The organism is Pseudomonas sp. NPDC090201 (assembly GCF_044746825.1).
Classification (GTDB): Bacteria; Pseudomonadota; Gammaproteobacteria; order Pseudomonadales; family Pseudomonadaceae; genus Aquipseudomonas; species Aquipseudomonas putida_AD.
Genome location: NZ_JBIVCX010000004.1, coordinates 438620 through 459387, shown reverse-complemented (window position 1 = coordinate 459387; position 20768 = coordinate 438620). Strand labels below are relative to the sequence as shown.

Here is a 20768-nt window from a genome sequence, read left to right as displayed (position 1 = left end):
AAAAACCACCCGAAATGATGGTTATTAAATGAAAACCTTCGACATACCACTTGATCTGGAAAGCCGGTGGGAGTGGATCAAATTCCAGCTCCGTGTGCGCGGCACCTGCTTTGCCGATCTTGCAAGAGATCACGATCTGAACGAGCGAGCGATCCGAAATGCTAAGCAACGCCCCTATCCAAGGGTCGAACGTGCGATTGCCGACGCTTTGGACTTGAAACCTGAGCAACTGTGGCCCGAGCGGTGGAACGCTGACGGATCACCGATCCGCCAGCGCCCGAATCGAGCAGAAACGAATTCGGTATATCGAAAGCATACCGGATGTAGTCCGGTTGGTCACAGTAAAACCAAGCAGGATAATCGAGATGCGTAGCCTCTATACGCTCCAAGAACTGGCAGGCCTGCCAGGCATTCCGGGAACAGTGCCTGGAATCCGTAAATTCGCTGAGCGGATGGGCTGGGAAGGACAGCGGCGCTTGGGTAGCAAAGCCGTCGAGTACCCATTTAGTCAGTTGCCCGTTGAGACTCAGACAGCACTGCTTGCGCGCCTGGTAGCTGAGGAACCTCGCGAGCCAGAACCAAGCGTGCCAGCCGTAGCGGAGCCGCAAGGTGCTAAAGCCACAGATCGCCTCAACGACACCCAAAAAGCCGTCATGGTTGCGCGTCTTTGTTTCGTCCGCGAGATCGAGCGAATGTCCGTAGCCGTTTCTCAGGGGCGTGCGATAGACATATTGGTCAAACAGGCACGTGACTGCGCATTGAGTCCTTACCTGATGGAGCGCGTTGAGCTTGCGAATCACCGCAAAACAGGAGATCGAGCCCTTTCCGAGCGGACGCTAAAGCGTTGGATCGCTGCTTACAAAACCGAGGGAGAGCGCGGGTTGGCACCGCTGAGGCAGCGACCAAGCCTCGCGGTTCCTGAATGGGCTAAAGAGTTTCTTCGGTGCTACCAGCGGCCAACCAAGCCAAGCATCGTAGCCAGCTATATGGAGTTTGCCAGCAGCTATAGCGGGAATACGCCAAGTATCCACGCCGTGAAGCGCTTTCTGAAAAAGTTGTCGCCAGACGCGCTGAACGCAGGACGAATGAGCCCGCAGGAACTGAAAGCACTTCAGCCATTCAGGCGCAGGTCTACAAAAAATCTGTTCCCAGGCGACGTTTACACGGCTGATGGGCACAAGTTTGACGCTGAGGTAATCAATCCTCTGACTGGCAAGCCTTACCGTCCTGAGATCACGACAGTTCTTGATGTGGCAACCCGCAAAGTCGTGGGTGTTTCGGTCGGTGAATCGGAGTCGACTATTGGCGTTCTTGATGCTCTGCGGGATGCGGTTAGGCAGTGCATGTTTGGGATTTTTTATGTCGATAACGGTTCTGGCTTTGCAAACGATACGGTTCGCGAAGTAGTGGACCGGTTGGGCGGCACGATGACCCATTCCCTCCCATACAACAGCCAAGCGCGAGGCCTTTCGGAACGTGGGCACCAAACCATTTGGGTGCGAGCAGCGAAGAAACTGACGAGTTATATCGGTGCCGACATGGACAAGCATGCTGGGACTCGGATGCATCGGATAGGCCGCAAGGAACTTCGGGAGACTGGGAAAAGCCGTGTTCTGCCGACCTTTAGCGAGTTCATCTCGGGAGTCGACTTTGAGATCGCTGCTTATAACGGCACTCCGCATCGAGCTTTGCCCAAGTTTCGCGACCCCGAAACCGGTGTGTCCAGGCACATGACTCCGAATGAAGCTTGGCAGGACGCGGTATCTGAAGGGTGGGAACCCATTGTTGCGCCGAATTCACTGGTTGATTCCTTGATGCGACCTCAGGTGATCAGAAAGTCGCGTCGCGGCGAGATCGCCTGGGCAGGAAACACGTATTTCTCTGCTGATCTAACGGTCTTTCATGATCAGGAAATACGCCTTGCCTACGACGTTAGAGATGCTAGCCAGGTCTGGGCTTACACGTTAGACGGTGCGCTGATTGGTACCGCGAAGCTGGATGGGAACAGCACTGACTACATGCCTCCCACCATGCTCGAAATGGCACGGGAAAAGAGGCAGCAAGGCCAGTTCAAACGGGCTGTAGACAAGCTGGAGACGCTGACCGGTCACCGAGTGGAAATGATCGCCCCCACGACTGCGGCTTCAGCAAACCTTGCGCCAGAGGCATTGGAGGCAGCGAGAGACTACGCAAGGTCGCTTGATCAGGAGCGGCCAATATTCGAAGTGCCAGGTGACGACGTAGCCCGTTACCGCTTGTGGGTTCGACTGAATGAGCGACGTAGTTCAGGGGAAGAGTTGAACGCCGACGAAGCCGTTTGGTGGGAACGCTATCCCGCTCATCCGGACTTCGTGGCGATGCAGAAGGTATTTCAACACGCGGGTTGAGAAGCCCACGTTTTAAAGCAGTCGGCGTGCGCCAACACGCCAGACCATAGGAGAGAAGCACAGTGAGTGTAACCAAGATTGTTCCGTTGACAAATGTTGGCCTGTTGTCGGGTGCGATGAGTCGCGCTATGGCCCGCCCAATTGGTCTCCCAGGATTGGTGGCGATGTATGGCCCCAGCGGTTATGGAAAGAGCGCAGCGGCTGCTTTCGCAGCGAATCAACATCGCTGCTATTACACCGAGTGTCGCGACACTTGGAGCAAAAAGGCGTTTCTTACTGCCATCCTCCGCGAGATGAGCCTGTTACCTGGGCGCACGCTTTCGGAGATGGTTGACCAAATTGCTGTCCAGTTGTCTGCCTCACGGCGTCCTTTGATTGTGGACGACGTCCAGTACCTACTGGATAAGGCCGCTGCGAACGTTCTGACGGATATCTATAACGCTAGCGAGGGCACCATCGTTCTGATCGGTGAGGAACGAGTGCCAGCCTCTCTCCAGCGGCTGGAGCGTCTGCACAATCGGGTCCTTGAATGGGTTCCTGCTCAGCCGGCGACCTTAGATGATGTCCGTCAGCTTGCACACGACAACTATCCAAGCGTCGAATTTGACGATGATCTTCTCTCTGATCTGAACACCGCGACTAAAGGATGTCTGCGCCGGATTGCAGTCAACCTCTACAAGGTTCAGTCAGAAGCTGCGGCCATGATGATCAAGCGAGTGACCTTGAAGGCTTGGGCTAATAAAGGTTGGTACACCGGCGAAGCACCGATTCGGAGGGCCATGTAATGGCTGGTCGTACACCGCACCTGATCGCTTCCGGGGGGAAAGAGCCTCGGCAAAAAATCTGGGAGGCAATCCGAGTTCTGGCGCCGGGCTTTTGCGTAAATGACCTGGCACGCCGCACCGGACAGATGCCCAGAGACATCAGCGTTTACTTGTCTGCTCTTACTAAGGCTGGGGTAGTTGAGGAGGTTGCTGTTAACGACAGCAAGAGCCGCCAGTTCAAGCTGGCAAAGGATGAGGGAGTGGAGCATCCGCGTTTGAACAGTAAGGGCAAACGTACCTACGATCACCTTGCTACGGAAAACATCTGGCGAGCTATCCGAATCCTGGGCGGATACATCACAGTCCAGGACATACAGAGCGCTGCTTCTGTGGGGACCGTGTCGCTTACTGCCAACAAAGTTAGGCAGTACCTAAATGCGCTCGCCGAGGCTGGATATCTGACCAAGTCGGAGCAAAACAGCGGTGCTTACTTGCGTGAGGTTTACAGCCTTGTCTCTGCAAAGGACACGGGGCCGCGCCCACCAGAAATTCGGAAGTTGGACTCGCTTCAGGTCTACGACCCAAACCTCAACAAGCTGGTGTATGTGAAAACCACTGGCTCAGTCGGCGCAGACCGCAGCGTAGTTGAGCCAGGAATCGCTCTACTCCGCAGTCGTGACCTTTTGAAAGAGTGGCTCGCTCAAATGAGTGAGGCGAGAGGGGCATTCTCACCTTCGTCGGATCTGATCCAGCGCACGCAGCTCGAACTGGCCGCGCCGGGTGAGTCGGGAGGACTGCAATGAGAAAGCCCGTTGATATCTCAGGGTGGGGAGCTGAGCCGCCACTCTTTGTTCGCCTGCTCGCCGCTGAGGCAGCGGCAACGAATCGGAGCAAGGCTGGTAAGCGGATCGGAATGAGCCGTACGGCAGTGAGTCTGGTCCTGGTCAACAAATACGATAGCCCGAGCACTGCTGGTGTTGAACGTCGTGTGATGGAGGTGCTTGGGCGGATTGAGTGCGTGGCAGTTAGCGAAACGTTGACTGTCGAGCAATGCCAGAGCTTTCACCAGCGCCCGGCCCCCACTCACAACCCAATGGCGATGCAGCACTGGCGCGCTTGCCAGCAATGCCCCAACAACCCGAACTGCGGAGGTGATGGCTATGCAACTGTCCACTAAGCCTGCAATTCAGATCCATGTAAGAGGCTCCGGCCTGATCCAACTGCACTTCGCGGGCAAGTGTGTCGGCTTCGCGACTTCTTATCGCTCTGCCGGGTTTGAGGCGAACCGACTGGATCACGTTCTTTCGTCGATTCAACAACGCGGACGCAATTTACCGGTAGATGCGACCACGGGAATTTCGTTCAGTTCAGAAACGGCCGATTTTGCAACCAGTTGCGTGACTGGAATCGCGCCAGAGCTTTGGGTGGTGGAAGCGGCGGATGGTACGCCTGTGCGCTCCTTTGGAACACGGGAGGTCGCTGAGCGGTTCAGTGAAATGCTTGAGGCATATGACCGCCTGATGCCACCCGGTGGCCAGGACGGGGAATGGTCAGATGCGCAGATCACCTGGTTTCGGAACCATCCAGCGCCCATCGCTTCGGCTTGTGGCGGCTCGTTCCAGGTACGTTGCGTGGGGGTGCATTAATGCGCACTCGTTGCCCGAACTGCGGGACCACGCTGTCGCTCGATGCGCTCATTGCGCATGACGGAGCCCGCGAGGCGCTGGGGATTGCTTTCAAGATGTCCGGCCCTCTCGGAAATGCCTTAGTGCGTTACCTCGGGCTGTTCCGTCCCGAGGCTCGCGAACTGACGCTGGATCGCGTCGCGAAGTTGCTCGGCGAGCTGCTGCCAGATGTTCAGGCGCAGCGTATCGAGCGCGGCGGTCATGTGTTTGAGGCGCCGCCTGAGTGCTGGTTGTGGGCTATCGATCAAGCGTTGACCGCCCGCGAATCCGGCAGGCTCACCACTCCGTTGAAGGGGCACGGCTGGTTGTACCAGGTCATGACCCAGTACCAGCCAGCCGCAACTGGTGGAGCGATGGTTTTGGCACCAGAAGTTCGCACGTTGCCATCGCGTCAGTTGAAGCCAAGTCAGACCACTGCGGCGATCGATGCGCTGGAGGGCTGGGCAAATGCATGAGGCCTGGCTGAAACGTGAAATCGCGGCGGGGGTTTCCGGGTTGCTCGCCCTGCGCCTCGATGGTTCTCCAGCGGCAGACGCGATGGTCAAGACGGCTGAGATCTGGCTGATCGCAATGACGAAGGGACGCGAGTGGAAGGAGGAACAAGACTCGGTGCGCATCCGCAAAGCGTTTGAGACGTTGTTTGCAACCTGCGAGCGGTGGCCGCCCCCGGCGTTGTTGCTGAGGGAGTTACCGGTCCAGCCAGTTGAGCAACGTCAAATCAAGCACAAACGAACAGAAGAACAGATCCGTACAGGGAATAAAGCTCTTGATCAGATCACGGCGGGTATGAAACGCCGCGCTAATCCAGACGCCGCGCTCAAAACGGACAATCAGATCGAAGAAACAAAGAGACAGGCCATGGCAGCGCTTGCGGAGCTGCAAGACAGGGCCAACAAACCAATGAACATGGAACAGCATCAATGAACAACATTCCAGAAGGTTTTCGTAAGGACGCAAAAGGTCACCTGGTTCCGGAAGTTCTGATCAAGCCAATTGATCTGGCTCGCGACCAATTGGTGAGCGAGCTGGTGGAGCAGGCCAAGGTGGTCTCCAGCTCGTTGGCAAAGTTCAAAGTCGCAGCGTTCGGCGATATCAAGGCATTCGTAGAGATGTCTGCCGAGCAGTACAAGGCAACCATCGGTGGCAAGAAAGGGAACATCACCCTGTTCTCGTTTGACGGGCAATTCAAGATCGTCCACGCCGTCCAGGACTCCATCAAGTTTGATGAGCGCCTGCAAGCTGCCCGAGTTCTGATCGACGAGTGTGCTGCTGAGTGGACCCAGGACGCACGCAGCGAAGTCCGCGTGCTGGTCAATGAAGCGTTTCGCACGGACAAGGCCGGTGAGATCAGCACCGGGCGTGTGCTTAGCCTCCGTCGTCTGGAGATCCAGGACGAACGCTGGCAGCGCGCAATGACTGCGATTGGTGAGGCTGTGCAAGTGGTGGGTTCGAAGAGCTACATCAGGGTCTATGAGCGCATCGGGGAGTCGGATCAATACGCGCCGATCCCGCTGGATATCGCCAGCATCTTTGTCGGCGACGTTCCACCGACAACCCTGCACTGACCCCAACCACATCAACACCACAACATCAAAGAATCGAGAGAGCAGTCCGAATGGCTAAGTTCAACATCACCGTAGACGACACATCAGGCGTTGTTTCAATCAGCATCGATAACCAGTGCAACTTGCACAGCAGCCCCGCAGGCCGCGTCGTAGACGCGATGATCAACGGCGCGAAATTGCTGGACCGCATCGCTCTGCCAGTCAACTCCGCAACCCCTGGTTGCAAATGTGAAGTCTGCGAAGCCACCCGCGAGCTGTATCAGACCAAGCCGACCATCCACTAAAAGCGAAACCGCCTCGGGAAACCGGGGCGGTCTGCCGGGCGTGGTTGCCCGGCACTGATGAGCAGCCAAAGGAGAACAGGGGCATGTATGGACCGTAAGAAAGCGTTGGACAAGATCAAGAAATGCCTCCGCTTAGCGACGAGTGCGAATCCTAATGAGGCAGCAGCGGCGATGCGCCAGGCGCACGCGCTGATGAAACAATACGGCATCGGTCAATCTGACGTGGATATGGCCGATGTTGAGGAATGTACCGCCGCCAGTGGCTCGAAAGTCTCGCCGCCAAAGTGGGAGGCGCAACTCTCAAACACAGTCGCCAAGGCATATGCTTGCAAGGTGATCTTTACCAGTGGCATAGGCCGTTGGAACTTCATCGGCGAGATGGCAGAAGTGGCGGGCTACACGATGACCGTGTTACTTCGCCAGGTGCGCCAGGCGCGACGAGACTTCATCACGAACAAACTTCATCGCTGCAAAACGGCAACCAAGGTACGGCGAGCGGATGTGTTTTGCGAAGCGTGGGTGAGTGCGGTCTATCAGCAAGTAATGACGTTCGCGAACGCGGATGTTTCATTGGCCGTTGAGCAATACCTGGCTCACCATTATCCCGAGTTGGTTACTGGCCACAAGCCACTCGACAGAAACGCTACCTCGCGCCGTAAGTTCGGTGTGCGCAGCCTTACTGATTCAATGCATGGCTTTCTGGCCGCATCCGATGTTCGCCTCAGTCACGGAGTTAACAGCGCGTCGCCTTTGGCACTGGAGGCAACGTGAACAATCGGAATCAGCAGCTCAGCAAGATCCATATAGCCAAGAAAGACCTCGCGCTTGATGACGATACTTACCGGGCGTTGCTCTCGCGAGTTACAGGCAAGTCATCTGCCAAAGATTTGAGCCCGCTTGAGGCTGCAAAGGTGTTGCGCGAACTGGAGCGCTTGGGGTGGAAGCCCAAACAAGGCCGGGCAAAGCCACAGCCAGTACAAGATCGAGCGAAGCTGGTCGGCAAGATTGGCGCGTTTTTAGCTGAGGCGAATCGAACTTGGGAATATGCGGACGCCCTTGCGATCAAACTACACAAGGTTGAGAAGGTGGACTGGCTCAACCCTGAACAGCTTCGGGGCGTTGTTGCAGCTTTGGCATATGACGCAAAACGGCATGGGAGGCGGCAATGAGTAATGGTGAACTGTTCGATAGCGGAGAGTTGGATAAGTTGGAGCCGGGCAAGGTTCTGGCCCACATGAATGACGCTATATTGCTGGCCCGGTGGGAAGGAACGTTGACGGAAATGGCGGGTATCGCCGAGAGCAAGCTACGGGAAGTTCTGCCCGACAAGCCTGATCAAGTTCCGGCGATTGCCCGTGCTGTTGTGTATGCGATCTGCGAAACCATGGGCGGTGCGGTGGTCTACATCCCGCGTGGCAACGTGTTACGTCGAGCGGTGCGGGATATGGAAATCTTTCGCGAGTGGCGAGAAAAGAACACTCGCCCTGATGAGCTGGGACGCAAGTTCGACCTATCCAGTCAGGCGATCTATGACATCATTGCCCGCCAGCGCGAGCTGCATCGACGGCAAGAGCCCGACTTGTTTGGATACGAAAACACACCGCCGCGCCTGCACTGATCTACCCCCCTCAAGCCCCGCACTCTGCGGGGCTTTTGCTTTTAACCACTGGAAATACAACCGCATCCGATAGCAGGCGAATCTAGCCAGGTCCAAATCTCCTGGCTGATTCGATCATGTTTGAGTACGAGCCCAAATCAGCGGCCTACGCAGAAAGCGTTATTGCAGAACGCTGCGAGATCGCGCGTAAGAAGCTGATCGAAGACTGCCCGGAAGACTGGCGCACCTACGTCATCTCGCGGCTTGCCGCGCACAAACGCCAAGTTGCGCTGCAAGCCAGCCAGCGCGGTGCGAACCATTCGAAATCCACTTCTCCCCAATTGGGGCGCTACAGCGCACCGGCCAGCGTACGGGGCAATCCCGTCGTGGCCGCTCGCTCTCTTGCGGACATTCGCTCAACCCTCAAACCAACCAAGGAAGTTCGTCCATGAGCAACTTTCGCAATCGTCTGCGCAGTCGCGGCCGCCATGCGCCGCGCCTAACAGATTGGACTTTGATCACCGTATGCCTGCTGGTCGCTCTGTACCTGATCGCCCCGACCAAGATCGCCGTCGTGCTCTATAAAGTCGTCTTGGTCACAGGCGGTGCGGTACTGGGCTATCGCATCGACCGTGCGCTGTTTCCATACGCACGCCCCGACAAGCTCCGTATGACTCACCAGCCGTGGGCGGGTTTGCGCCGGGCCATTGTGGTTCTGGCCTGCATTCTCGGCCTGACGCTGGGGCTGTGACCATGATCAGATTTTCCAGACACGCTTATCTCTGGTTGCTCCTGGTTCCCACTGCGCTGCTGTTCAGTGGTCCTCCACGCACCGCGTACGCTGCTGTGCCGGTTGGGGCTGATCAGTACCGCCGCGAATTGACTCGCATCGTTCAGGCCGAATGGGGCGTTGACGGGCCGGTGGCAGTGTTCGCTGCACAGGTCCACCAAGAATCGCGCTGGCAGTTCAGTGCCAAATCCCCCGTAGGTGCGCAAGGCTTGGGCCAGGTGATGCCCTCGACCGCGACTTGGCTCGCTCAAGTGTTCCCGGACACCTTGGGCAACGTTGAGCCATACAACCCTACCTGGTCGCTGATGGCGCTGGTCAGCTATGACCGCTGGCTGGCGGATCGCATCACTGCCCGCGATGCCTGCGAGCAATTCGCGATGGTTCTTTCCTCCTATAACGGCGGGCTCGGTTGGCTGATCCGTGACCGCAGGCTGGCATCGGCAAAGGGCGCCGATCCGCTGGCCTGGTTCGGATCTGTTGAGCGGTTCAATGCGGGCCGCTCACTCGCCGCACTCCGTGAAAACCGGGGCTATCCCCGCCTGATCCTCAAGACCTACGAAGCCGAATACATCGCCGCTGGCTGGGGCCAGGGGGTGTGTTCATGAGCGCTTTCAAACCTTTGCTGGGGTGGCTCGCGGTCATCGCCATCGTTGCGGTCGGTCTGGCTCTGAATCACAGCGACGGCTACCGAGATGGTTTCGCCGCCGCGAAAGCACTGGGCGATAAGGCTCTGGCCGAGAAAGACGCCTCCCACGAATCCGAAAAGCGCACCGCTGCCGAGAATGCCGCCGCCCGGCTCAAAGCCGAGACAGACCGGCTGCTGGCCGAGCATGCGCGGGGCAACCAATTGGCGGAGCAACTCGGTGCCAAAAACACCGAACTGCGCAACGTCACCGACAAGCTCAACAAGGAAATTCAACGTGTCACGACTCTCTATCGCCGCACCCTGGGCGAGCAGCTTGAGCCGCTGCCTCCTGCTGACTTCACTACTGGCTTTGTCCGCGTGTGGAACAGCGCCCTCGGTGGCTCCACCGCCGCAGTCTCAGTGCCTGCCACCGGCACAGCCACCAGCGGAGCTGATGCGCCCGGCGCCGGAGCCGGAGCCGCTGACGACCTGATCGTAGGCATCACCCGTGCCGACCTGCTCACCAACCATGTGCGCAACGCCGAGCGTTATGCCTCCTGCCGCGCCCAGCTCAACACCCTGATCGAATGGAACACAAACAATGGACGTAACTGATATTGCCACCGAAGCGGAAGACGCCTTTCGCGAACAGGCTCTGGCGGCGCAACGGGCTGTACAGGCCCATCACACGGGCGCATCGGCCACGCATTGCGAGAGCTGTGGGGAAGCCATCCCCGACGCTCGCCGGTTGATCCTGCCGGGCGTTGAGCTGTGTGTGGCATGCCAATCTGACTTCGAACGGATGGGCCGCTGATGACCACCATCGAGCTGCCGCTCTGGCAGGTGCTTTCCCTAGCGGCCGGGCTCTTGGGCGCGTTCTTTGGGCTGTTCAAGCTCTTGGTCGCAGCCATCGAGCGCCGCCTCGACCAACGCTTTGCGGTGATGGACCAGCGCTTTGAAGCCCTCGCCAAAGATTCGGACCGCGTGCGCCAGGTCGAGATTGGCTTGGAGCGCCTGCGCGGTGAGATGCCGCTCCACTACGTGCGCCGGGAAGACTTCGTGCGCAATCAAACCGTTATCGAGGCCAAGCTCGACGCCGTGGCCTTGAAGCTTGAAAACGTCCAGTTGCAAGGAGTTCGTCAGTGAATATTGATCATGCCAAGGTCCGGCGCGAGTCGTTGCGCTGGTACATCCTGCTCACCCTAAATAACAGTCGCCCGGTCGATCCGCACGAAGCATTGGTGCTATCCACGCTTCAGAGCGTCTACAACGACCTGACCGCGATGGAGCTGCGCCGTGAGCTGGATTATCTGAAAGACCGCCTGCTGGTCACGGTTGAAGCCTCGCCAAGTGGCCCTTGGGTCGTCGGGCTCACAGCTCTGGGCGTGGATGTGGCTGAGTACACCGTCGCTTGCCATCCGGGCATCTCTCGACCAGAGAAGTTCTGGTAATGCCGCCGCGTAGCAAGGTCGCGGCCCTCCCGGCCGAGGTAAAAGCCTGGCTGGATCAGTCGCTGGTCGAAAACAACTTCGGCGGCTATGAGGCGCTGTCCGCCGAACTGGAGGCGCGAGGCTACTCCATAGGTAAGAGCGCGCTGCATCGTTACGGCAGTGAGTTCGAAGACAAGCTGGCCGCGTTGAAGATGTCCAGCGAACAGGCGAAGGCGGTCGTCCAGGCCGCGCCGGATGACGAAGGCGCGGTCAACGAAGCGCTGATGCGGCTCGTCCAGGAACATCTCTTCAAGCTGCTGATGGCTGAGGGCGGCAAGATGGATTTGCCAAAGGTCGCGAAGGCTGTGGCCGAGCTGGGCCGAGCGTCTGTCGTCCAGGCGAAATGGAAAGCTGAGGTGAAGTCCAAAGCCGAGGCCGCCGCGAGCCAGGTCGAAAAGATCGCAAAAAAAGGCGGGCTCAATGCTGAAACCGTCGCCGAAATCCGCCGTGAGATTCTTGGGGTCGCGTCATGACCCTACATGATCTTGTAAGGCGACCCCTAATCTGGTCTGGCACGGATAGTGGTTTTGCAGTTCGGGCACCACAGATGGGCCTGGCCCTGGAGGGTGACCGCGCGGTTGTCAGTTTCGAGGCATTTGCTACAAAAAAACTGCTTCGCCTTCGAAGGATCTTCCGTGCTCAAAATATAAGTATGAGCCGAAGTGGGAAACGTGTGTATGGCGTATTGCAATCTGAGATTTTTGGATTGACTGGCCTGGTCGCGTTCGTCTTCCAGCGTCTGAATCCGCCTAACAAGCTCCATCTGATTGAGCTGAGCCTCAAGCAGCTTCTGTTGCAGGTCCATGAGGTTGTTGTTCAGCTCATAGACCCGCTCTCGAATAATGCTCTCGTCACGAATCGTCAGCAGCGACTGTCCAATCTCTTTCATCGCTTTTGCGCTTTCCACCGCGCCCGCAAACCAATCAAGCATTCAACACCTCGACATGAAAATGACCATGGCACGAGCCTAGCATCACGGAGCGATGAATGAGTGATCCTCTAAAGCTGAATGCTGCCGTTGCTGATACACCCGCAGTCCTTTTGGAATACCAAAAAGACTGGGTTGGCATACGTGCACCGCTCAAGGTCGCGGAAAAGTCACGCCGTATTGGCCTGACGTGGGCCGAAGCGGCTGACAATGTGCTGGTCGCTGCATCGGAGAAAAAGGCCGGCGGGCAGACAGTCTATTACCTTGGCTACAACCAAGATATGACGGTGGAGTACATCCAGGCGTGTGCGATGTGGTCGCGGGCCTTTAACTACGCGGCCAGTGAGATCGAGGAAGGCATCTGGCCGGATGAAGATCCAGACAAGCACATCAAGACCTTCACCATTGTGTTTCCCAGCGGGCACCGTATCGTCGCGCTGACCAGCCGCCCCAGCAACCTCCGGGGTCGTCAGGGTGTGGTTGTCATCGACGAAGCCGCGTTCCATCAAGACCTGGCCGAGTTGCTGAAAGCAGCGCTTGCCCTGCTGATCTGGGGCGGTGAGGTGCATGTCATCAGCACACATGACGGCACCGAAAACGCTTTCAATGAGCTGATCGAAGAGATCCGCGCCGGTAAGCGCAAGGGCGAGGTCTTTCGTTGCACGTTCCGCGAAGCCGTTGACGATGGGCTCTACAACCGGGTCTGCCTGCGCAAGGGTGTCCCCTTCGTAGAGGCAGAGCGTGACGCTTGGGTCCAGGACGTTTACGACTTCTATGGTGACGCTGCGAACGAGGAGCTTGACTGCATCCCAAGCCAGGGTGGCGGCGCTTATTTCTCGCTCGCTTTGATTGAAAGCCGTACCAGTCGTGATGTGCCGGTGATCCGCGTCAAGTACCCGCAGGGCTACGAAACGACAGCCGAGCATCTGCGCCTGGCTGAGTCGCTGGAGTGGTGTGAGCGTGAGCTGCTGCCGCTACTGGCTGCGATCCCTACGGCGGTTCAGTCGTTCTATGGCATGGACTTCGCCCGCTCGGGTGACTTGTCGGTGATCTGGCCTTTGATCAAGGGACAGGACCTGCGCAAGCAAGTGCCATTTGTGGTCGAGATGCGCAACGTGCCGTTCAAGCAGCAAGAGTTCATCCTGTTTTACATCGTCCGGCGACTGCCAAATTTCCTTAAAGGTGCGCACGATGCCAGGGGTAACGGCCAGCAGATCGCTGAATCTGCCGCCGTTGAGTTCGGTTACAACCGCATTGCGCAGGTCATGCTGACGGAGGGGTGGTATCGCGACAACATGCCGCCACTCAAAGCAGCGCTTGAAGACGACACTCTGACCGGCATTCCTGCCGACAAGGACGTAACCGGCGACGTTCGTGCTTTCCGGGTCGTGAAAGGCGTTGCCCGTATCCCCGAAAAGCGAACGTCTGAGAAAGGCGGCGACAAGCGCCACGGTGACGCCGGGGTTGCTCTGGTTCTGGCCGACTTTGCCAGTCGCCAAGACGTTGAGATTTTCGAATATCACCGCGTGGAACCTGCGGCCCAGCATGACCGACAGGTCAAGCGGGGCGCTGGCTGGCGCTCTGGAAAAGGCATCTGGTAATGGCACGCTCTCCCATCGTCGACCAATACGGTCGCAACATCGAATATGACCAGCTTACTGAGGAAGTGGCCGCACCGCGTGTGACCGGCGTGCGCCAGGTTTGGCACCCGTCCGTGGCGGGCGGGCTGACACCCGGTAGGCTCGCCGCGCTGCTCCAGGCTGCCACCGAGGGTGATGCTCGCGATTACCTGACCCTCGCCGAAGAAATGGAAGAGCGGGATTTGCATTACGCCTCGGTGCTGGGCACGCGCAAACTCGCGCTGGCGGGTTTGAATGTGCGTATTGAGGCAGCAACTGACGACGCAGAAGACATCCGCAGGGCCGATGTCCTTCGCGAAGTCGTGGCAGCGCCGGAGTTCGGAGAACTGCAGACCGACCTGACGGACGCCCTGGGCAAAGGCTACTCAGTGGCAGAGATCATCTGGGACCGAAGCGGTAAGACTTGGATGCCGGATCGATACGAGTGGCGTGATCCGCGCTTTTTCATGTTCGACCGGGCTACCGGGCAAGATCTGCGCTTGCTCGATGAGGCCGATGTTGTCAACGGCCTGCCACTGGCTCCATACAAGTTCATTGTGCATCGCCCGCGCCTGCGCACCGGCCTGCCAATCCGAGGCGGGTTAGCCCGTCTGGCGGCAGTCGGCTATATGTGCAAAGCGTGGACGTGGAAGGACTGGATGGGCTTCGCGGACATCTTCGGCATTCCCATGCGGGTTGGTCGCTACGGACCAAACGCCAGTAAGGATGACATCGGCATCTTGATGTCGGCAGTGGCGAACCTCGGTAGCGATGCCGCTGCCGTGATCCCTGATTCGATGCGCATTGACTTTACTCAAGCCGCCAACGTTACCGGGGCGGGTGACTTCTTCAAGGGCTTGGCAGAGTGGTGGGACAAGCAGATGTCCAAGGCCATCGTCGGCCAGACGATGAGCGCCGATGATGGGGCCAGCCTGGCACAGGCAAAGGTTCATAACGAAGTGCGTCTGGATCTGCTGGCCGCCGACGCCAAGGCAGAGTCGAACACGCTTAACCGCATGTTTGTGCGGCCTTTCTGCGACTTGAATTTTGCACCTGGTCGGAGCTATCCGCGCCTGGTTATTGACGTGCCAAAGCCGGAAAACCTTGAGTTGTTGATCAAGGCCATCTCCGCGTTTGTGCCGCTGGGGATGCGGGTTGAACAGTCGGTCATTCGCGACAAGTTCGGCCTGCCGGAGCCAGCAGAAGGGGCTGAAATTCTCGGTCAGCCAGTCACACCTGTAATAGCCACCGCGAAGAACCGTGAACAGGCAGCACCTGGTGCAGTGCCGGATATCGTGGATAGCCAGGTTAAGACGCTGGAGGTCGCTGCGGAGGCGCCGATGGATGACATGGTTAATGCCATCCGCGAACTACTGGACTCGGTGTCGAGCCTGGAGGAGTTTCGGGATCGCCTGATTGAGGCGTATCCCAATATGAATGCCAGTCAGCTCGCAGACGCCATGGCGAATGGCATGGCGGCTGCGAACTTGGCCGGTCGCTATGACGTGCTCAGAGGGCTATAGGGTGTGTTCGTAGATCTTGGCGTAGGCACCGAGGGCATCAATCGACGCTTGGATAGCAACGGCCTCGTCTATGGGAGGCATATACCACGCATGGTCCCGGGCGATACCGCTCTTTAGAAGTTCGGCGTTGACGGCGGTCGGTGTAGGCAGCACATCTGGTTTTGCAGTTAGCCCCATGATGGCATGGTTTAGATTGCCCACTCGCCACAGTTGGCCAGCCGCAATCGTTCGCGCCGCAGCCGTCAGTTCTGGAGCGAAACGATTACGCAGCCCCGCCTTGTCGATTGCATCGACGAGAACGAAAAACTTAGCAAACCTTGGATCGTACGGGCTATTGACTGGAGTGCCGGGAGAGTCAGCAATGGACGCAATGGCGGGGAGAAACGAAAGCTCAAGCACCTCTTCCAGTTGTTTGAGTGTCACCTCCGCCTCTTTTTTTGCTTGGGCGATTTTGACTGACAAGGACCAGATGCTCAGCTCAGTCACTTTGGGAAGGACTGCGACAAACAGTCCTGTCGCTATATAGGTTGCGGTGAGCCATACGAACTCGGTGCCGGTTAGTGCTTTGGTGGCAAGTAACGCATTGGCCTGGCAGATGCCGAAAACCGCGACCGCGACGCCCAGGAGTACAAGCACAACAGGAACCCCTTCCATCAACCTGTCTGTGAAAGATTTCGATTTCATCAAGCGCTTCCTTTAAGGCTGGGGCAAAAATGTCAGTATCTTACGGCTCGCTGCCGTTCCAGGAACAGATCGATTACTTCAAGGGCAAAACCAATCTGCCGACCCGCGCCTGGACGGATGTCTATGCCGCAGAGCATGACTGGGCTTTTGTCGTGGCTGGGGCTACAAGGCGGGATCTACTAGCTGACATGCGCGGTGCCGTAGAAAAGGCCATTACCACAGGCCGCACGCTGGAGCAGTTTCGGACGGACTTCGACAGGATCGTTGCCCAACACGGTTGGGAGTACAACGGCGGTCGCGCCTGGCGCACGAAAACTATCTTTGAAACGAACCTGCGGCAGTCGTACAACGCAGGGCGCGAAGCCCAGATGGCTGACCCAGAGCTGCGCAAGGCGCGGCCTTATGGTCTGTACCGTCACGGTGACAGCGCACACCCCAGGCCGCAACACCTGGCATGGAATGGAACGGTGCTGCCGCTCGATGACACCTGGTGGTCGACACACAGTCCGCAGAACGGGTGGGGCTGTAAGTGCAAGAAGTTCATGTTGAGCGAGCGTGACGTGGAGCGTCAGGGGCTCAAGGTTGGCCCGGCCCCGGTGGTCGAATACGAAACCAAGATCATCGGGGTCAACAGCCCCAACGGCCCGCGCAGTGTTCGTGTGCCGGTGGGGATCGATCCCGGTTTTGAGTATGCACCTGGTCAATCCCGCCGGACGTCTGCCGTTCCGCCGCTCCGCGCTTACGATCCCTTGCCAGAGCCAGGCTCGCGTTCCAGCTCGGTGCAAGGCGCTGGTCTGCCGAATCGACGCCCGCCAGGGCCATTGCCTGCGCCGCGCCAGGCTGCGGCAGATCGGCTGTTGCCTGCTGGCCTGACGGATCAAGAGTACGTCGGTCGCTTCCTGGGCGAGTTCGGGGCCACCGAATCCGCGCCGGTTGTGTTCCGAGACAAGGCCGGGGACGGCGTGGTCATCGGTCGGGATCTGTTCACCAGTGCCAAAACCGGCGCTCTGAAAGTTGGCAAGCGTGGGCACGCTCGCGAGCTGCTGTTGCTGGCTGATGCGCTGAAAGAGCCTGACGAAGTGTGGGTAAGGCTGGAATGGCAGTACGCGCAGAATAAGGCTGTAGTGCGCCGCCGCTATATCAGTCGGTTTCAGGTGGAAGGCGAAGCTGTACCGGCGCTGGCAGTCTTTGAGGTCGGTAGCGACGGCTGGGATGGCATCACGACATTTGCCCCGGATGCCAGTAATCCAGACTACCTGGAGCAGTTGCGGCTCGGTGTGCGCCTGTATCGACGCCCGGAAATCGGGCAATAAAAAACCCGCGCCGCCGCACGGGTTCACACCCTGGGCGTAGGCTTGGAGGTCCCGGCGGGGACTGCTCGACCAATGGGTGAGCCCTAATAGTAGGAGACGTGAATGGCTGGTGCAATGCTCGATGTGACGATTGACACTACGGTTGTCGGTCGCGAGCTGGAGCTATTAATAGAGAGGCTGGGCTCTATGCGGACCCCCCTCAATGATATTGCTGAGTATCTGCACCAATCGGTAGACAGCCGGGTCCGTCGCCAAGTGGGGCCGGATGGCTCGCCCTGGGCACCGTTGTCACCGCGCACCATTAAAAGGAAGAAGGGGAACAAGATCCTCCGTGAGTCCGGCGCGCTGCTGGACACCCTGCGTCATCACGTCAGCAACGACGAACTCGATTTCGGTACGGATCGTCCCTACGGAGCCATCCACCAGTTCGGCGGCAAGATCGAGCACGCGGCTCGATCACAGCAGGTCTACTTCAAAGAGAAAGGCGGTGTTGTCGGCAATCGCTTCGTCAAAAAGCGGCATTCCAACTTTTCGCAATGGGTGACTCACGGTGCCCATACCTCAGAAATGCCAGCACGACCCTACCTTGGATTGTCCAGCGAGGACGAAAATGAAGTCCTGGAGATCGTAGGAAGCTATTTGAAGGGGTAAAAATCAGCCGCCGCCCACGCGGCGTTTTGAGCGTGTAAGACGGGGGTGGTCGGTATATCCGGATGAAAATCGGCTCCGAGCACCGTTAGACCTGCGTTAGATGTCCTTGAGCGAGGGAAATGCAGGCTTAGAAGCGAGCACCCCGGAGGATTTGTGGCGGGCGGCGACATTCATCCCTGTTATTCCGGATAGACTGCGATCCTGGTTTTGTATCCACTTAGGCTGATCTACCAAGGAATCGAGATGAACTATGTTCCGCCGTCTGATAAAAGTCGTGCGTTCACTTGCCCCCACTGTGGGGTCTATGCGCAGCAGCATCGTTATGGGTACGCCCTTACCCAACCACAAAATTATTGCTACGACGGCGTTGCAGACACCGGTATGGGCGGGATAGGTATCGCAAAGTGCACGCACTGCACGAAGACCACCGTCTGGATTTATGAGTCTCAAGTCTACCCGTTTGGAGCCGGCGCTCCGTTGCCTAACCCTGACATGCCGGAAGATGTACAGGAGGACTATCTAGAGGCGGCTGAGATCTTAGCTAGATCCCCGCGAGGCGCAGCGGCGTTGCTTCGGTTAGCAGTCCAAAAGCTCATGAAGCACCTTGGCGAGCGTGGGGATAACATCGATAAAGATATTCGGTCCTTGGTGACCAAGGGTCTTCCAGTACGAATTCAGCAAGCACTGGACATTGTAAGAGTCACGGGCAATAACGCGGTCCATCCAGGACAGATCGATACAGACGACCCAGACGTGGCCGGAGCGCTTTTCCCGCTGGTGAATCTGATTGTCGAGGATCGTATCTCCTTACCGGCACGCGTTGACGATATGTATCATGGCCTTCCTGATTCGGTCCGGCAGGCTATCGCCAAGAAGGATGGCCGCGAATCTTCGTAACTCCCACTATCCGTCGACGCATATTCTTGCGTCGAGCTTAAAAACACCTCTCTGTTCATGCCGCACAAACTGGCGGCATGAAAACATCTTTCGCACTGAACACCGACCTTTCCGCGCTGCCTTCAGCCGACGGCCAGGCGCCTGACTGGATCGAGCTGATTCCCGCAGGTCCGACCATCACTGGTCGCGATGGCCGCACCTGGCTATGGGATGACATCGCTCAGCAGCTCGTTCTGACTGCGTTCACTACTCGCGCTATCGACATGGTCATCGACTGGGAGCACGCCTCCGAAGTCGGAGCGCCGCAAGGTGAGCCCGCTCCGGCGGCTGGCTGAATCGACCGCCTGGAGATCCGCAGCGGTGCTCTCTGGGGGCACGTCAGTTGGACGCCCCGTGCTGGGCAGCAAATCGCAGCCCGCGAATACCGCTTCGTTTCCCCCGTCTTCGACTACGACGACACCTATCGGCGCGTTCTGCGCATGGTCAGCGTCGGCCTGACCAACAAGCCAAACCTTGTTCTTACCGCACTCAACCACGAAAACCCGGAGACACCCCGCATGGCAATTTCCGTTGCATTAGCAGCGCTCCTCGGTCTGGACGCTGCCGCCACTGACGAACAGGCCGTTGCGGCTGTGAGTCAGCTCAAAGCCACTGCCACGGCGCGTAACAGCGAGCAGCCGAGCCTGGACAAGTTCGTGCCGCGTGCTGACTACGAACTGGTCGTGTCCCGCGCAAGCAATGCCGAGCAGGCGCTGAAGAACCATAAGGAGCAAGAGCACAAGGCGGTGGTAGACGCCGAGATCGATGCGGCTATGAAAGCCGGAAAGATCACCCCGGCGACTGCCGACTTCTACCGTGCATCCTGCACTGAGCAGGCCGGGCTGGATCGCTTCCGCGAATTCGTGAAGGCGGCACCGGCTGTCGCTGATCCTTCCGGCCTAGGCGAGAACAAGCCAAACGGCACCAGCACCGCACTGAACACCGAAGAACAGCAAGTCACTCGTCTGATGGGTATCAGCGAAACCGACTTCATCAAAGGCCGCGCATAAGCGCATAAAGGGAAGCTCTCTCCATGCTGATCACTCCACAATCGCTCGCCGCGCTGTTCACTGCCTATCGCGGTGAATATCAGCGCGTCTTCACTGACACACCGACCGACTGGCAGCGCATCGCCACCGAGGTCCCTTCGACCAGCTCCAGTAACACTTACGGCTGGCTGGGGCAGTTCCCGACATTCCGTGAATGGCTGGGTGAGCGTGTGCTCAAGGATATGGCCAGCCATGCCTACACGATCACCAACAAGAAATTCGAGTCCTCGGTCAGCGTTCCGCGTGACGCTATCGAAGACGACGAGATCGGTGTCTACAAGCCGCTGTTCCAAGAGATGGGCCGCGCAGCCAAGACTCACCCGGACGAGCTGGTTTTCGCTCTGCTGAAAGCTGGTTTGTCCACTCTCTGCTACGACGGCCAGAACTTCTTCGACACTGATCACCCAGTTTTTCCGAACACTGACGGAACAGGAACCGCGAAATCCATCAGCAACTACCAAGATGGCACCGGCCCAGCCTGGTATCTGCTCGATGTAAGCCGGGCGGTCAAACCGATCATTTTCCAGAATCGTCGCAACTACGACCTCAAGGCCATGACCAAGGTCGACGACGAAAAAGTGTTCATGGAAGACGTGTACCGCTACGGCGTTGATGCCCGTGTGAACGTCGGTTTCGGTTTCTGGCAGTTCGCCTTCTGCTCGAAAGCGCCGCTCAACGCCGAAAACTACGGTGCTGCCCGTGCCGCCATGAAGGCGTTCGCGGCTGACGGTGGTCGACCGCTGGGCGTGAATCCGGGCCTGCTGGTCGTGCCGTCCAGTCTGGAAGGCGCTGCTCGCAAGCTGGTCGTCAAAGACGCCGACAACGGCAACGAATGGGCAGGCACTGCGGAAGTGCTGTCGCCTAGCTGGTTGGGTTAA

General features: G+C 58.1%; 28 protein-coding genes, 1 other RNA gene and 1 pseudogene. 28 read left to right on the top strand and 2 right to left on the bottom strand.

Going from position 1 to position 20768, the window contains the following annotated elements; genetic code table 11:
- The first annotated feature begins 28 nt into the window (after positions 1-28).
- From ACIPOO_RS16255 to ACIPOO_RS16155, 21 genes are all read left to right on the top strand, one after another.
- Entirely contained in the window at positions 29-373 is a 345-nt protein-coding gene (locus ACIPOO_RS16255; RefSeq protein ID WP_400608546.1) for a transcriptional regulator, read from the top strand.
- Positions 366-2387 (top strand): DNA-binding protein, encoded by a 2022-nt coding sequence (locus ACIPOO_RS16250; RefSeq protein ID WP_400608545.1) that lies wholly within the window; start codon positions 366-368, stop codon positions 2385-2387. Before ACIPOO_RS16255 ends, ACIPOO_RS16250 begins: the two co-directional genes overlap by 8 nt.
- A gap of 62 nt (positions 2388-2449) precedes the next feature.
- Positions 2450-3172, top strand: coding sequence for an AAA family ATPase (locus ACIPOO_RS16245; RefSeq protein WP_400608544.1), 723 nt, complete (start codon positions 2450-2452; stop codon positions 3170-3172).
- The gene (locus ACIPOO_RS16240) at positions 3172-3954 is read left to right on the top strand and encodes a hypothetical protein (RefSeq protein WP_400608543.1); all 783 of its coding nucleotides are present in this window, start codon (positions 3172-3174) and stop codon (positions 3952-3954) included. Before ACIPOO_RS16245 ends, ACIPOO_RS16240 begins: the two co-directional genes overlap by 1 nt.
- A 357-nt stretch (positions 3955-4311) precedes the next feature.
- Positions 4312-4797 carry a hypothetical protein gene (locus ACIPOO_RS16235; RefSeq protein ID WP_400608542.1) on the top strand — a complete coding sequence of 162 codons (486 nt, stop codon included), beginning with the start codon at positions 4312-4314 and terminating at the stop codon, positions 4795-4797.
- The gene (locus ACIPOO_RS16230) at positions 4797-5291 is read left to right on the top strand and encodes a hypothetical protein (RefSeq protein ID WP_400608541.1); all 495 of its coding nucleotides are present in this window, start codon (positions 4797-4799) and stop codon (positions 5289-5291) included. Before ACIPOO_RS16235 ends, ACIPOO_RS16230 begins: the two co-directional genes overlap by 1 nt.
- The gene (locus tag ACIPOO_RS16225) at positions 5284-5760 is read left to right on the top strand and encodes a hypothetical protein (protein WP_400608540.1); all 477 of its coding nucleotides are present in this window, start codon (positions 5284-5286) and stop codon (positions 5758-5760) included. The genes ACIPOO_RS16230 and ACIPOO_RS16225 overlap by 8 nt, the downstream gene beginning before the upstream one ends.
- Positions 5757-6401, top strand: a complete 645-nt coding sequence (locus ACIPOO_RS16220) for a DUF3164 family protein (RefSeq protein ID WP_400608539.1) — start codon at positions 5757-5759, stop codon at positions 6399-6401. Before ACIPOO_RS16225 ends, ACIPOO_RS16220 begins: the two co-directional genes overlap by 4 nt.
- A gap of 50 nt (positions 6402-6451) precedes the next feature.
- Positions 6452-6685: a hypothetical protein gene (locus ACIPOO_RS16215; RefSeq protein WP_400608538.1), complete on the top strand. Its 234-nt coding sequence runs from the start codon at positions 6452-6454 to the stop codon at positions 6683-6685.
- An RNA gene (locus tag ACIPOO_RS16210) (hammerhead ribozyme type II) lies at positions 6686-6756 on the top strand.
- Between the two features lie 16 nt (positions 6757-6772).
- Positions 6773-7456 carry a DUF2786 domain-containing protein gene (locus tag ACIPOO_RS16205; RefSeq protein WP_400608537.1) on the top strand — a complete coding sequence of 228 codons (684 nt, stop codon included), beginning with the start codon at positions 6773-6775 and terminating at the stop codon, positions 7454-7456.
- A complete protein-coding gene (locus tag ACIPOO_RS16200) occupies positions 7453-7854 on the top strand; it encodes a gp16 family protein (protein WP_400608536.1) in 402 nt (133 codons plus the stop codon). The genes ACIPOO_RS16205 and ACIPOO_RS16200 overlap by 4 nt, the downstream gene beginning before the upstream one ends.
- On the top strand, positions 7851-8303 hold the full coding sequence (locus tag ACIPOO_RS16195) for a Mor transcription activator family protein (protein WP_400608535.1): 453 nt from the start codon (positions 7851-7853) through the stop codon (positions 8301-8303). The genes ACIPOO_RS16200 and ACIPOO_RS16195 overlap by 4 nt, the downstream gene beginning before the upstream one ends.
- Positions 8304-8419: 116 nt before the next feature.
- A complete protein-coding gene (locus ACIPOO_RS16190; RefSeq protein WP_400608534.1) occupies positions 8420-8734 on the top strand; it encodes a hypothetical protein in 315 nt (104 codons plus the stop codon).
- Positions 8731-9033, top strand: coding sequence for a putative holin (locus ACIPOO_RS16185; RefSeq protein ID WP_400608533.1), 303 nt, complete (start codon positions 8731-8733; stop codon positions 9031-9033). Before ACIPOO_RS16190 ends, ACIPOO_RS16185 begins: the two co-directional genes overlap by 4 nt.
- A 2-nt stretch (positions 9034-9035) precedes the next feature.
- A complete protein-coding gene (locus ACIPOO_RS16180; protein WP_400608532.1) occupies positions 9036-9677 on the top strand; it encodes a transglycosylase SLT domain-containing protein in 642 nt (213 codons plus the stop codon).
- Positions 9674-10312, top strand: coding sequence for a DNA-packaging protein (locus tag ACIPOO_RS16175; protein WP_400608531.1), 639 nt, complete (start codon positions 9674-9676; stop codon positions 10310-10312). Before ACIPOO_RS16180 ends, ACIPOO_RS16175 begins: the two co-directional genes overlap by 4 nt.
- Positions 10299-10511, top strand: coding sequence for a TraR/DksA C4-type zinc finger protein (locus ACIPOO_RS16170; RefSeq protein WP_400608530.1), 213 nt, complete (start codon positions 10299-10301; stop codon positions 10509-10511). Before ACIPOO_RS16175 ends, ACIPOO_RS16170 begins: the two co-directional genes overlap by 14 nt.
- The gene (locus ACIPOO_RS16165; RefSeq protein ID WP_400608529.1) at positions 10511-10843 is read left to right on the top strand and encodes a hypothetical protein; all 333 of its coding nucleotides are present in this window, start codon (positions 10511-10513) and stop codon (positions 10841-10843) included. Before ACIPOO_RS16170 ends, ACIPOO_RS16165 begins: the two co-directional genes overlap by 1 nt.
- Positions 10840-11148: a hypothetical protein gene (locus tag ACIPOO_RS16160; protein ID WP_400608528.1), complete on the top strand. Its 309-nt coding sequence runs from the start codon at positions 10840-10842 to the stop codon at positions 11146-11148. The genes ACIPOO_RS16165 and ACIPOO_RS16160 overlap by 4 nt, the downstream gene beginning before the upstream one ends.
- Positions 11148-11660: a DUF3486 family protein gene (locus ACIPOO_RS16155; RefSeq protein WP_400608527.1), complete on the top strand. Its 513-nt coding sequence runs from the start codon at positions 11148-11150 to the stop codon at positions 11658-11660. Before ACIPOO_RS16160 ends, ACIPOO_RS16155 begins: the two co-directional genes overlap by 1 nt.
- 26 nt (positions 11661-11686) lie before the next feature.
- Here the strand turns inward: ACIPOO_RS16155 and ACIPOO_RS16150 are convergent, their stop codons facing one another.
- The gene (locus ACIPOO_RS16150; RefSeq protein ID WP_400608526.1) at positions 11687-12118 is read right to left on the bottom strand and encodes a hypothetical protein; all 432 of its coding nucleotides are present in this window, start codon (positions 12116-12118) and stop codon (positions 11687-11689) included.
- A 56-nt stretch (positions 12119-12174) separates the two neighbouring features.
- Here ACIPOO_RS16150 and ACIPOO_RS16145 point away from each other — a divergent pair, with 56 nt between their 5' ends.
- The gene (locus ACIPOO_RS16145) at positions 12175-13716 is read left to right on the top strand and encodes a hypothetical protein (RefSeq protein ID WP_400608525.1); all 1542 of its coding nucleotides are present in this window, start codon (positions 12175-12177) and stop codon (positions 13714-13716) included.
- Positions 13716-15257, top strand: coding sequence for a DUF935 domain-containing protein (locus ACIPOO_RS16140; protein WP_400608524.1), 1542 nt, complete (start codon positions 13716-13718; stop codon positions 15255-15257). The genes ACIPOO_RS16145 and ACIPOO_RS16140 overlap by 1 nt, the downstream gene beginning before the upstream one ends.
- Here the strand turns inward: ACIPOO_RS16140 and ACIPOO_RS16135 are convergent.
- On the bottom strand, positions 15252-15941 hold the full coding sequence (locus ACIPOO_RS16135; protein ID WP_400608523.1) for a hypothetical protein: 690 nt from the start codon (positions 15939-15941) through the stop codon (positions 15252-15254). The two genes, ACIPOO_RS16140 and ACIPOO_RS16135, sit on opposite strands and share 6 nt — an antisense overlap.
- A gap of 29 nt (positions 15942-15970) precedes the next feature.
- Between ACIPOO_RS16135 and ACIPOO_RS16130 the strand changes: the two genes are divergently transcribed.
- From ACIPOO_RS16130 to ACIPOO_RS16110, 5 genes and pseudogenes are all read left to right on the top strand, one after another.
- Positions 15971-17254, top strand: a complete 1284-nt coding sequence (locus tag ACIPOO_RS16130; protein ID WP_400608522.1) for a PBECR2 nuclease fold domain-containing protein — start codon at positions 15971-15973, stop codon at positions 17252-17254.
- A 102-nt stretch (positions 17255-17356) separates the two neighbouring features.
- Positions 17357-17905, top strand: a complete 549-nt coding sequence (locus ACIPOO_RS16125; protein ID WP_400608521.1) for a phage virion morphogenesis protein — start codon at positions 17357-17359, stop codon at positions 17903-17905.
- A 243-nt stretch (positions 17906-18148) separates the two neighbouring features.
- Positions 18149-18802 carry a DUF4145 domain-containing protein gene (locus ACIPOO_RS16120; protein WP_400608520.1) on the top strand — a complete coding sequence of 218 codons (654 nt, stop codon included), beginning with the start codon at positions 18149-18151 and terminating at the stop codon, positions 18800-18802.
- Positions 18803-18879: 77 nt separating this feature from the next.
- Positions 18880-19851 (top strand): annotated as a pseudogene (locus ACIPOO_RS16115) (phage protease).
- Between the two features lie 23 nt (positions 19852-19874).
- Positions 19875-20768: a Mu-like prophage major head subunit gpT family protein gene (locus tag ACIPOO_RS16110; RefSeq protein ID WP_400608519.1), complete on the top strand. Its 894-nt coding sequence runs from the start codon at positions 19875-19877 to the stop codon at positions 20766-20768.